General features: G+C 34.7%; 9 protein-coding genes and 1 tRNA gene. 6 read left to right on the forward strand and 4 right to left on the reverse strand.

Annotation, left to right across the window (positions count from 1 at the left end):
- Window positions 1-131 precede the first annotated feature (131 nt).
- Window positions 132-1076: a radical SAM family heme chaperone HemW gene (gene hemW / locus Cyrtocomes_RS01045; protein WP_322497361.1), complete on the forward strand. Its 945-nt coding sequence runs from the start codon at window positions 132-134 to the stop codon at window positions 1074-1076.
- On the opposite strand, the gene metK is transcribed toward hemW, so the two are convergent.
- From metK to dnaE, 4 genes are all read right to left on the reverse strand, one after another.
- On the reverse strand, window positions 1070-2185 hold the full coding sequence (metK, locus tag Cyrtocomes_RS01050; RefSeq protein ID WP_322497362.1) for a methionine adenosyltransferase: 1116 nt from the start codon (window positions 2183-2185) through the stop codon (window positions 1070-1072). The two genes, hemW and metK, sit on opposite strands and share 7 nt — an antisense overlap.
- A 62-nt stretch (window positions 2186-2247) precedes the next feature.
- Window positions 2248-2331 (reverse strand) — tRNA-Leu (locus Cyrtocomes_RS01055).
- A gap of 199 nt (window positions 2332-2530) precedes the next feature.
- Window positions 2531-3094, reverse strand: a complete 564-nt coding sequence (gene rsmD, locus Cyrtocomes_RS01060; RefSeq protein ID WP_322497363.1) for a 16S rRNA (guanine(966)-N(2))-methyltransferase RsmD — start codon at window positions 3092-3094, stop codon at window positions 2531-2533.
- A 5-nt stretch (window positions 3095-3099) separates the two neighbouring features.
- Window positions 3100-6435 (reverse strand): DNA polymerase III subunit alpha, encoded by a 3336-nt coding sequence (dnaE, locus tag Cyrtocomes_RS01065; RefSeq protein ID WP_322497364.1) that lies wholly within the window; start codon window positions 6433-6435, stop codon window positions 3100-3102.
- Window positions 6436-6515: 80 nt separating this feature from the next.
- Between dnaE and Cyrtocomes_RS01070 the strand changes: the two genes are divergently transcribed.
- From Cyrtocomes_RS01070 to Cyrtocomes_RS01090, 5 genes are all read left to right on the forward strand, one after another.
- Entirely contained in the window at window positions 6516-7859 is a 1344-nt protein-coding gene (locus Cyrtocomes_RS01070) for a cytochrome ubiquinol oxidase subunit I (protein ID WP_322497365.1), read from the forward strand.
- A 30-nt stretch (window positions 7860-7889) separates the two neighbouring features.
- Entirely contained in the window at window positions 7890-8885 is a 996-nt protein-coding gene (locus tag Cyrtocomes_RS01075; RefSeq protein ID WP_322497366.1) for a cytochrome d ubiquinol oxidase subunit II, read from the forward strand.
- A 365-nt stretch (window positions 8886-9250) separates the two neighbouring features.
- On the forward strand, window positions 9251-10021 hold the full coding sequence (locus Cyrtocomes_RS01080) for a hypothetical protein (RefSeq protein ID WP_322497367.1): 771 nt from the start codon (window positions 9251-9253) through the stop codon (window positions 10019-10021).
- Entirely contained in the window at window positions 9972-11120 is a 1149-nt protein-coding gene (locus Cyrtocomes_RS01085; RefSeq protein WP_322497368.1) for a hypothetical protein, read from the forward strand. Before Cyrtocomes_RS01080 ends, Cyrtocomes_RS01085 begins: the two co-directional genes overlap by 50 nt.
- A gap of 199 nt (window positions 11121-11319) precedes the next feature.
- Entirely contained in the window at window positions 11320-12825 is a 1506-nt protein-coding gene (locus Cyrtocomes_RS01090) for a YifB family Mg chelatase-like AAA ATPase (RefSeq protein ID WP_322497369.1), read from the forward strand.
- Window positions 12826-13436 lie beyond the last annotated feature (611 nt).

Raw genomic sequence — 13436 nt, forward strand, 5'->3', positions numbered from 1 at the left:
GCCATTTTGTGAATCAAAGTGCCCATACTGCGATTTTAACAGCCATGTTTCACAATCTGAAATCAATACACAATATTGGCTCACAGCATATATAGAGGAATTAAAATCTTATCACGATATTTTATCTTGCAATGAGATTGGAACTATATTTTTTGGTGGGGGGAACACCATCTCTTGCGCCAGTTGAGGTAATAGCTGGAATACTACAATATATAAAGTCAACATATAAACTAAAATTGGATGCGGAAATAACGTTAGAAGCAAATCCTTCATCGGTAGATATACAAAATTGCGCACTACTAAAGCAGGCCGGTGTAAATAGAGTATCTATTGGCATACAAAGCTTTGAAGATAATGCTCTGAAATTTCTAGGTCGTGCCCATGATGCCAATGATGCCTTAAATGCCGTTGCCAGCGTATCAAAGATTTTTGAAAATTATTCTATTGATTTAATATACTCATTACCGTGGCATAGCGCTGAATCATGGCAAAAAGAGCTGTTGCATGCATTAAAATATGTAAAAAATCATGTCTCGCTTTATCAATTAACTATTGAAAAAGGAACGCAATTTTTTAAGCAATATAAAAATGGTGATTTTATACTACCACAAGATGATAAACTTGCTCAGCTTTTTGAACGAACCCGCGAGCTAACTGGGCAATTTGGACTTGAATTATATGAGGTTTCTAATTATGCAAAGCAAGGATTTGAATGCATGCATAACCTAGCATATTGGGAGTATAAACAGTACGTTGGCATAGGCCCGGGAGCACATAGCCGCTTCTTAAAAGATGATAATGTTATTGCGGTGACAAATTTTTATGACCCATATAAATGGCATACATCTGTGCTACAAAATGAAAAAAAAATGCAAGAAATCACCTTAACGACCGAAGATGTTTTTAATGAGAAAGTATTGATGGGTCTTAGGACAAAACGTGGCCTAAATATTAATATCTTTAACGCATCACACATACAAAAATTAGGCTTTATAGATATGAACGAAACATCGGTGACAACAACCAATAAAGGAATACTTTTATTGGATTCTATTATACAATTTATACTTCAGTAAATATTAAAGATATTTTCCCACGTAAATTCCTCTCTACCAAAATGCCCAAAAGCAGCTGTTTTTTTATATAATATGGAGCCCCCTAAAAGATCTAGATAATCTATTATTCCTTGTGGTGTTAGATCAAAATTCTTCAATATTATATTTATAATTTCTTCCTCGCTAATTTTAGCGGTTCCGAAACATTCAACATATATTGATACAGGGTCTGGTAATCCAATTGAGTATGCAAGCTGTATCTCGCATTTTCTTGCTATATCAGCTGCAACAATAGATTTAGCTATATGTCTTGCTATATATGCCCCCGATCTATCTATCTTACTTGGATCTTTACCAGAAAATGCACCACCTCCATGTCTAGCCATTCCACCATATGTATCTACTATTATTTTTCTACCAGTAAGGCCGCAATCTGCTATTGGCCCACCCTTTATAAAGGGACCAGAAGGATTAATGAGAATTTTTGTCTTCTCAGTTATAAAATTTTGCGGGATTGTTGTTTTTATTATCTCCTCAATAGCGAATTCTTCTAGCTCCTTGTTTGAAATATTAGCAGAATGTTGAAGTGCCATTATTATTGTTTCTATAGATATTGGAACCCCATCATCACTATACTTAACTGTTAATTGTGTTTTACCATCAGGTTTTAAAAAGCTTACATCCTGTCTTTTTTGTGCATGCAACTGCATCAAGCGATGTGAATATAATATCGGAAAGGGCATTAATTCATCAGTTTCATCACATGCGAAACCAAAAACCATCCCCTGATCTCCAGCACCTAATTTCTCTTTATTGATACAACTTTTTATATCTTCAGATTGCTGATTAAGCACTGAAATTACAGCGCATGAATCACAATCTATACCAAGCTCTTGATCATTATAGCCTATGCTATTTAATGTATCTCTTGCTATTTTATCAACATCTGCCCACGTATCAGTTGTTATTTCTCCTGCAACAACAATAAGGCCAGATTTAACAAGAACTTCACATGCAACTCTAGCATTTCTATCTTTTGATAAAATACTATCGAGAATAGCGTCAGATATTTGGTCTGCTATCTTATCTGGGTGACCATTAGAAACAGATTCAGAAGAAAATAATTTCACTTAACTTTATACCAGTACTTAATTTAAATAACACAAGCAAAAGGAATACCAATTCCCCAACGTGCCCAAAAGAAGACTCGAACTTCCACAGCCATAAGGCCACTAGCACCTGAAGCTAGCGCGTCTGCCAATTCCGCCATTTGGGCTAAAGCCTCGGGATAATAGTTAATATCAAGAACTTTTTCAATACATTAAATTTAGAATGCCGCCTTATTTATTATAAAAGTGCAAGATAGGATATGACTTATTAGCTATTTAATCCAAGAGAATTGCTATCTAACTGAAATTAAACAAATAGAACTTAAGCTATCTATCCATTGCAAGAACATATAGCCTAAATACCTCTTAGGTTAAATGTTCCAACACTGATAGGGCCATATTACCATAAATCTTTTTACTAAGTTGTTGAAAGGTTTCTGGTAGATCTAATACCAAATTCTTGCCATGCTCAAGAATTACTATACTACCATTATATAAGTACCCAAGCCCTGATAGCATATGTAGAGTTTTATTTAAAATATTTTGCTCATATGGTGGGTCTACATATACAAAATCATATGCAATATTTGTCAATCGAAGGTTTGTTGCATCACCAATATGTAAACTAAAATGCTTCTCATCACACTGTAAGTGATTTAATATTTTCTTAACTAAATCTATACAGCTCAGTTCCCTATCTATAAATGTTACATGATTAACCCCCCTTGAGAGCCCCTCTATGCCAACAGCCCCAGTTCCACAACAAAGATCCAGCATTGTTATTTCATCAAACGATTTCCCTCTAGCATTAAGAATGCTAGATATAATATTAAAAGTGGATTCTCTTAGCTTTGAAGTAGTTGGTCTTGTGGATTTTGGGATTAACCCAGAAATCTTCCTACCTTTAAATTTTCCAGATATTATTCTCATTAAATTTATAAATAATTTTCAACTATTGTTATATTTTTTAAACTCTTAAGAAATAGCAAGTTTTCATAAGAGATATATAGATCGGGAACATCAAAAACTACTATAGAATCATTCAAATTAGCTTGGAGCTTCACCGTTATACCATCTTGCTTTGAAGAAGTGAAGCGTATAAGTTCTTCAACAGCATCATTACTGCTGATATATATATCGCATGAACGAATGGATGCTCGTACAATCTCTTCTAATTTTTCTAATTTTTCTATTATCATTCTCCTTCTTTGACCATCATTTTTTATTGCTATAGTACATAAAACATGATCACCCTCGTTATTTATATCATTGGTTCTGTATAATAAACTTTCATCAAATATTGATAAATCAAGCACGCCAGTTTCATCTGTAAGTTGTAAGAAAGCGAATTTTCCACGTTTTGAAGATTTTATTTTTTTAGAAGTTACTATGCCAGCAACTTTAAAATTAGCTAATGATGTGTAGCTGGGCAAATTATTAATATAAGACGCAGATACGATATTAAAATACTCAAAAAATTTACGATATAATTCAAAAGGATGAAAAGCTACATATGTACCTAAAAAATCAAATTCATTTTTTGATTTCTCAAGTATCCCCCATTCTTCTGCAGAATGTATGATATTTAGTCTTGAATCTTCATTAATAAGACTCTGTTGCTGCATTATTTTATCTTCCTTTTTTACTAATAAATCAATATTTTGAAATAATGCCTTTCTATTATTAAACAATTTATCAAGAGAGCCAGATTTTATCAGCCCTTCCATCATTCGTTTATTAATTAAATAAGCACACCTATCTAAAAAATCATCTAGATCTTTGAATTTTCCATTCAATGTTCGCTCTTTGCAAATTTCCTCAACAGCATTCATTCCAACGTTTTTAATTGCTCCAAGTCCGTAAAATATTTTACCATCTACTATAGAAAATTTTGCCATAGATATATTAATATCTGGTGGTTCCACTTTAATACCAGAAAATTTAGCGTTGTTAGAAAACATTGATATTTTATCTAGATCATGAAGCTCAAAATTTAATGAGGCTGTTAAAAATTCTATTGCATAGTGAGCTTTCAAGTATGCTGTTTTATAAGATATCACGGAATATGCAGCTGCATGTGATTTATTAAAGCCATAACTTGCAAATTTTTCAATAAAAGCAAAAAGCTTTTGCGCATCATCATCTGTGATTGAGTTTTTTAGGCTTTTTTCAATAAATATAGCTTTTTGCTCCTCCATAGCCTTCTTACTTTTCTTACCCATTGCCCTTCTTAAAAAATCGGCCTCTCCCATTGAATATCCAGCTACTTTTTGGGCAATTTGCATAACTTGCTCCTGGTATATTATTATGCCGTATGTATCTTTAAGTATCCCTTCCAATAATGGATGTGGATATTCTACGTTCGAAGCTCCGTGCTTCCTGGTTATATAATCCGGCAAATTATCCATAGGACCTGGGCGATACAGCGATGTTAACGCAATAAGATCATCGATTTTATCTGGTTTTAGTTTTTTTATAGCCTCCTTCATACCAGCTCCTTCAAATTGAAATACACCTTCTACGTTTCCACTTGATAAAAGCTCATATGTTTTTTGATCATCATAACTATCTGGAATATTGACATCTATATTTTTATGGTTTTTGATCAATTTTATAGCATGATCCATAACGCTAAGAGTTCTTAACCCCAGAAAATCAAATTTCATTAAGCCTGCAATTTCAGCATGCTTTAATGAATATTGTATAACAGGTAGATAAGAATTAGCATCTTTATAAAGTGCAACAATTTCTTGTAATGGCCGATCTGCAATGATTATTCCAGCTGCATGCGTAGAAACATGCCTGTTAACTCCTTCAAGTTGCAGGCTAATAGATAGTAATTTCTCTATTAATTTATCATTTCTACTCATCTCTTTTAGATTGTGGTCAAGATCTATAGCCTCTTTAAGAGTAACTGGGTTAGCCGGATTATTTGGAACCATTTTGCATATTTTATCTACTTGACCGTATGGTATCTGCATGACCCTACCCACATCTCTTAGAACTGCCCTTGCCTGAAGTTTACCAAATGTAATTATGCTGGCTACCTTATCGTAGCCATACTTCTTTCTTACATACTCAATTACTTCCTCCCTCCTTTCTTGACAAAAATCTATATCAAAATCTGGCATTGAAATTCTTTCTGGATTTAAAAATCTTTCAAATAGGAGGCCAAATTTAATAGGATCAATATCTATAATCTGGAGGGCCCAGGCAACTAAGGAACCAGCCCCAGACCCTCTTCCTGGTCCTACTGGTATTCCATTGACCTTACTCCATTTAATAAAATCTGAAACAATAAGAAAATAACCTGAAAAACCCATTCTCTTGATTACTTCTAGTTCGTATTCTAGTCTCTTTACATATTCTATCTGCTGTAATTTTGGTAAATGCATGATTAATTTCTCAAGCGCTGCTTTGGCCTGGTATGATATATCCTCATCTTCATTTTGAGAAAATTTGGGTAATAATGGGTTCATTTTTTTAGGCCATATAGAGCATTTTATTGAAATAAGCTCAGTATTCTCTATAGCTTCTGGAAGGTCTTTAAATAAATCTTCCATCTCTGAAGAATTTTTAAAATAATGTTCCTTATTTGAACATTCTCTATCTTCACTTTGAGCAAGAAATGCTCCATTTGATATGCAAAGAAGCGCATCATATGCTTCTTGATCTTCTTTACTAATAAAATGCATGGGATTGGTAGCAACTATAGGTATATCCATTTCATATGCTGTATTTAGCAGAAGATCCTCTTGTATCTTGCTTATGCTCCCATCCCTTACTATCTCAATAAATAGATCGTTAGCAAAAATATTCCTAAGCAGTAACATGGAGCTACAATAATCTTTTTTGTCCAAATTAATATTCAGCGCCCCACTAATTGCTAAAATACCAGAGCTATTTGCAGAAAGATTTGTAAATTCTATATAATTTTCACTGCTGTCTGATAAAAATGAATCAGTTACTAATTTCAGTAGATTTTGATAACCGCAATAATTTTTTGCAATTAATATAATATCAAGTACTTTACCACTATTACATTTAACAAATACGCTACACCCAATAAGTGGTTTAATACCAAGTTTTATGCATTCTAGTGTAAATTCCATTGAAGCACATAAATTTTTTCTATCTGAAATACAAAGCGCGCTCATTTGATTTTTATGCGCGGTAATTGCAAGTTCTTTTATTCTGATAGTGCTTTTTCCTATTGAATAATCAGAGTATACTCTCAGATGTGTAAAGCTTTTGCAATTTAGAAATGACATGTGTTGCAATACAAGTAACTATTAGTCTATAATTCAGTTGTTCTGGGGTTTTTTTATTATTGGTAATCATGGATGCTCTCATGTTATCTAGGATACAATTTGCAGCAAATATAACTTTTCACATTTTATTTCCAACTTTTACTATATCCCTAGCTTGGTTTTTACTCTTTTTTAAACTGAAATACAATTCCACTAATGATCAAAGATGGTTGGATGCATATAAGTTTTGGGTAAAAATCTTTGCCCTTTCGTTTGCACTTGGGGTTGTAAGTGGGATTACAATGTCATTTCAGTTTGGTACCAATTGGCCTGGATTCATGGAAAAGGTAGGTAATGTGGCGGGTCCATTACTTGGATATGAGGTATTAACAGCATTTTTCATGGAGGCTACTTTTCTTGGAATAATGTTGTTTGGGACTAATAGAGTTTCAAATTGGCTCCATAACCTTTCCATAGTACTTGTTGCTCTTGGGACAATGCTTTCGGCTTTCTGGATTCTAGCATTGAATTCATGGATGCATACTCCTGCAGGGTATGAAATCATAGAAGGTGTTGTGCATCCTAAGAATTGGTTTGAGATAGTATTTAATCCTTCTATGCTGGCAAGGTTCACTCATATGATTCTTGCATCTTTTGTAACTAGCAGCTTTTTGGTAGCTGGCATATGTGCATACAAATATCTTAAAGGTGATAGATCTGATATGATATCCTTAAAGTTTTCTATGTATGTTGCAGCAATACTCGTTCCTGTGCATATATTTTCAGGTGATATTTTAGGTCTTAATTTACTAGATCATAGACCGCAAGTAGTAGCAGCAATAGAGGGAATTTGGGAAACAGAGAGTAGTGTTCCGTTTTTGCTGTTTGCTATACCAGATGAAAAAGAGAGAAAAAATCACTTTGAGGTGAAGTTACCAAAGATGGGGAGCTTATTACTGACCCATAGTTGGGATGGTGAAATAAAGGGATTAAATGAGTTTGAGGGTGAGCATCCGCCAGTTATGATGATTTTTTATCTGTTTAGAGTCATGGTTGGTATAGGATTTTTGATGCTAGCTGTATCATGGTTTGCAAGTTATAAGCTATGGAGAGAAAATAAAATAACAAATAAATTTTTCAATATCATACTAGTTGCTATGACATTTTCAGGTTCTATAGCAACAATATCTGGCTGGTATGTGACAGAAGTTGGTAGGCAACCTTACTTAGTTAATGGAATTTTAAGAACTAAAGATGCGGTAACACAGGCGGTAGGCGGTGGTGCTGTTTTTAGCACTTTAGTTGGATACTTAGTTGTGTACGTCTTGCTTATAGCTCTATATATCTCTACAATATTTTATATGGCCAAAAGGAGAGCTCTAGAATCTATTGCAAAGTATGGAAGAGATGGAAATTCCAATACAGGTAAAAGAAACCAGGGCTAGTATCGATGTTGTTTATTAGTGTTTTTGGGTATGGACTATTTTCTCCCCTTGATCTTTGCAATACTACTTGGTGTTGCCGTTTTAGTATATGTTATACTTGATGGTTACGATTTAGGGGTTGGAATTCTTGTTGGTTTAAATAAAAAACAAAAACATCGTGACTTGATGGTTTTATCTATAGGGCCTTTTTGGGATGCGAATGAAACTTGGTTGGTTTTAGCGGTTGGTATAGTGCTTGTTGCCTTCCCTTTTGCTCAAGGATACATAATGGCGCAGCTTTATCTCCCAACATTTGTGATGATTATAGGGTTGATATTCAGGGGTGTTGCATTTGATTTTAGAGTAAAAGTTCACTCTGCATATAAGAAAACTTGGGATATTGTATTCTCTTTGGGCTCTTTACTAACAAGTGCTGCTCAGGGCTATATGCTAGGTAAGTACATAATGGCGTTTGAAGAAAGTTATGTATCATATGCATTTAGCATTCTTATTGCGCTTTTGCTCCCTATAGGTTACAGCCTGTTAGGAAGCTGCTGGTTAATATTGAAGATGGAGGGTGATTTATTCAAAGAATCCGTGGCCTTATGCAGGAAGCTTTTATTGGTTGTGCTTATATGCATGATTATGGTCTCTATTATAACACCGTTAGTTAGTGAGTATGTATATAGATCATGGTTTTCTTCTCATGGGTTTTTCCTATTTCTTCCTATGCTTGTGCTTTCTGCGCTTGCTATGCTATATCTACGCAAGTTTTTGTTAAAGATAGAAGATTTTGGCGGTAAGCTACACGAACTGCCAATTATCGTTGCTGCATTAATATTTTTCTTATGTTTTAATGGGGCGGCATGGAATTTTTTCCCTTATATGGTACCAGGTAAGTGGACTATTTGGGAAGTAGCTGCAAGTACTGAGTCACTAACAGCGACTTTTATAGGCGTAGTCATAGTGCTTCCATTCCTATTAGGGTATACAGTATTTGCTTATAGAGTTTTTAGGGGAAAAACATCTAAGGAAATGAGTTATTAGCATCACAAAAGAGTAAGTACGCACACTGCTTTGGAATATTTAACAAAGAATCAGATTGGATTTGATAAACAGAATTCAATAAACAGAGTTTACTTAAAGCCAGATAGCAAAACATATCCGTTTTATTTGAGGTAGATGGCACATAATAATACTATTACAGCCTATTATCCTTATTATGATAATTTAACTTAAATAACTATACGTATATTACAGCCTATGCCTAATTCAGCTTTAAATCACTGCATCCTTGGTCATGATAAGAAGCATTTGAGGGGGTGTTTATGGCAATTTTTATATAAAACTCCTTTATGCTACTCTAAAAATTAACAATACTTAAGGTTGGATAATTAATAGATTATGCAATCATGCGTCAAGAAGAGCTTAGTACGGTACCTAAACAACCATCTACACAACCAATAATAACCTCGATGGATGCCGAGTTAGAAAGAATATTAACGAGTTTATATATACGACAAAGTGCTTTTCAAGATTTTACAGAAAAGATATTACCTAAAGCAGGATCTAAAGCAGGATCTAAAGCAGGATCTAAAACAGGATCTAAAACAGGATCTAAAACATTAGCAAATGATGTTGTAGCTTGTAATAGCAAAGCCCAACCTTGTATAGATAACTTTAATAAGGCTTTACTAAAAGGTGCTATGAAACTCTTACCACTAGTAGAGATTGCCAAAATTGTAGGAGTTGATTTGAAAATAAATGAAGAGGGTTTAGTGAGCGGGGAGTTTGATGCACAACTCAGTGGATTTCCAGCCTTTCTAAATGCATTAACGGAAACAAGAAACAAATTGAATGCTGATGGAAGTAATTTTCATGATTATCGCAATACTAATAGAGCATCTTTTAAAGATATAGAAGCTGTATTATTGGGAATGAATAGCGGGGCGCAAAGTATTCTTGATCAGCTCCTTGGTGCCAAAAAAGATGGTAAAAATAGAAAGGGCGCATTAGATAAAATTAATGTCCATGGTGAGGTACGTGGGCAGTTTAAGATATTTTTTTCAGATATTGAGAAAAAGTTAACTAAGGGCACTGCTATAGATGGTAGTGTAATAGGAGGTCAATACGATGAGGCCATCAAAGAGCAAAAACGAATGGAAAGTACGAATGGAAAGTGATAAAATAAAGGAAAGGCAAGCAGCAAGGGCTGCAGAAGCAGAGAGGGCCGCAGAAGCAGAGAGGGTTGCAGAAACAGAAAAGGCCGCAGAAGCGAGGGCTGCGGCCCTGAAGGTTGAAGCAGCAAGGGTTGCAGAAGCAGAAGCTGCAGCCCTGAAGGCTGAAGCAGAGAGGGTTGCATTATCTGAGATCTTTTATCAAATACTCGCCTTGAGTGATAATAAAGATGCAGAAAGGCTTACAGGAACCGAGGATGCTGAACGCATAAAGGAAAAAATAAAAGAAGCATTACTAAATGAGATGAATAAAATGTGGAGCAAGGCTCTAGAAGAATTAAAGGCGAGTTGGGATGAACAAGCTCCAATAGATAAAGCGAGACTGAAGAAAAATCGGATTATACAAAGTCTTACAGAAGGGTATCTGAAATATCGTGATACTTATTCGCAATTGAGAGTGCGAGTGAAAGTGGCAGATATATTACCTGCTCCACGTAAATGGATAAATGCAATAGAGCAAAAATATGCTACAACAACCACTAACCCGCTACTCAGAGATCATATGTTAGAAACTATACAAAAGTCAAAATGCTCACTCAATGAGGACAAACAATACGAAAATACTGATGAATTGTTGGATCAGTGCTGTAAGGCGGTGTCTGATTTCTGGAGTCATTGTCTATTGGCAAAGTTCATAGTGGAACTGAGTAATGCAATGGAAAATTTCGATATAAAGATTAACGATAACTTATTAAAAGTTAATGAGCAGAAAATAGTAACAAATCTTCCAGAAGCTATTGATATTAATTTTAATGGAAAGGAACCAGGGGAAATAAAAAATTTGGCAGACCGCTGTTTGAACTTAATGAAAATACTGTCTAAATCTATGTCAATTTATTTCACGAAGTATACTAATATGGATGTATTTAAAAGCAAAACGGAGGCCTTGATTAAATCACTGGAAACTATGGATCCAATATCTCAAGCATCTACTAGCAGCCAAAATCCTACAGATGGTGCTGCATCGTGGGCCGCTGCCACATGGGCTGGAAATGTAGTAGACAGACGAGACAACAGTAAAGAGCCTGAGGGAAGGAAGAAATAGGAGCTTTGTGTTCTCTATTAGATAAATCTAGTTGTGAAGATTTAGCTACTTTAGCTTAAGTTTGAGATACATTGTATTGCCGTCTTTATTGCGCCATAAAATATTGTGATAATGTAATAAATTGCTTTATTGCATTAAATACTTTAGATATATCTACATATAAAAATATTATAGTATCGTCAGATTGGTATCTAAAGTTTTGACAGTCTCATTTTGCGGAATAGAGCCACAAATAATAGAGGTACAAGCTCAGATCTCTTCTGGGCTTGTTGCATTCAACATAGTTGGGCTTGCAAACAAAGCTATAGCCGAATCTAAAGAGAGAATAAGAGCCGCCTTTTCTACTATAGGCCTTGCGTTTCCAAATAAAAGAATAACGATAAATCTCGCGCCTGCAGATATCACTAAGGAGGGTAGTCACTTCGATCTTGCAATTGCTGTAGCGCTACTTACAGAAATGGAAATTGTACCACAAGAAGAAGTAGATTCTATGATGGTAATGGGAGAGCTATCATTAGATGCAAGTGTAATAAAGGTAAATGGTATACTTCCTGCCGCTATTAAGGCTTCTGAAGAAAAATTAGGGTTAATATGCCCTAAAGAAAATGGACCAGAGGCTTCTTGGTCTGGAAATGATTTAATACTATTGGCCGCTAAATTAATAGATGTTATTTCTCATTTTAAAGGCTCAAAAGCTATGGAAAAAGCAGAGCTACCACAGAATGCACCAGAAAGGAAACCACTTCCGGATCTGGCTGATGTTATAGGGCAGGAAGAATCCAAAAGAGCTTTAGAAGTTGCGGCAGCCGGTAGGCATCATATGCTAATGATAGGCCCTCCAGGCTCTGGAAAATCTACCCTTGCTAAGAGATTAATAGGAATTAGCCCACAACTCTCTAGTAAAGAGAAGCTTGAGCTTAGTATAATTTCTAGCCTTGCAGGTGAAATGAGGGAAGGGTTTTTGGTTAATGAAAGACCGTTCAGAACCCCACATAGTTCAGCTTCTTTAGCCTCTATGATGGGTGGTGGAAGAAATGCAAAACCCGGTGAAATTACAATGGCTCATCTTGGTATATTATTTATGGATGAGTTGCCTGAATTTCCTAGATTTATCATAGATGCAATGCGCCAGCCAATAGAAGATAAGGTAATAACAATCTCAAGAGTTCATAACCATATAACATATCCTGCTGATTTCCAATTAATAGCCGCTATGAACCCATGTAAATGCGGTTACTATGGATTTTCAGATAATACTTGCAATAAAATGCCAAGATGCGCAACAGATTATCAAGGTAAGATCTCAGGCCCTATATATGATAGGTTTGATATACAAATTTTCATACAAGATACGGCCTCTTTAATATCAAAAAGTGATTTTGCCCAAAGCTCTGAGCCTTCTGCTATCGTATTACAAAGAGTTGAAGAAGCTTCAGAAATTCAAGCAAAAAGATATCAAGATGTTGGTATATCTAAAAATTCTCAACTAGATGGGGAGAATATAAGGAAATTCATTAAATTAGACTATGATGCTGAAAAAATTCTAAAAGAAATGGTTGTAAAATTTTCTCTCTCAATGAGGGGAATGAATAAATTGCTAAAAGTTTCAAAAACAATAGCAGATCTTGATAAATCACAAGCTGTCAATAAATTTCATATATCTGAGGCCGCATCATATAAATCCAGCAAGGTATTGAAATTCTGACGATCTTGTGTAGCAAAAATTGCAAAGAGAATAGGTTTTAAAGTAAGCTAGAATCAAATTTGTTTATGTAAATGAGGGTAGTATTACGATATAAATGTTTATTACTTTTATATTCTAAAATCTCTTAAGCTTTTTGCTACAAAATCTTATAGATCGTGGTAAGACATTGAAGCCGCCCATACATCGTTGGAGGTAAAGACAGTACTATTATTTAATATCATCTGATAAAAACTTTTTTAAAATCTATGAATTTGCTATATCCATTTTATTTGAGGTAGATGGCACATAATAATACTATTACAGCCTATTAGCCTTATTATGCCAATTTAATTAAATAACTATACCTATATTACAGCCTATGCCTAATTCGGCTTTAAATCACTGCATCCTTGGTCATGATAAGAAGCATTTGAGGGGGTGTTTATGGAAATTTTTATATAAAGCTTATTTATGCTACTCTAAAAATTAACAATACTTAAGGTTGGATAATTAATAGATTATGCAATCATGCCTCAAGAAGAGCTTAGTACGGTACCTAAACAACTAGCTGAACATCCAGTTGACCAACGAATTGCCTCGATGGAGGATAAGTTAAACAAAATATTAGGAGA

The organism is Candidatus Cyrtobacter comes, assembly GCF_034470605.1.
Classification (GTDB): Bacteria; Pseudomonadota; Alphaproteobacteria; order Rickettsiales; family Midichloriaceae; genus Cyrtobacter; species Cyrtobacter comes.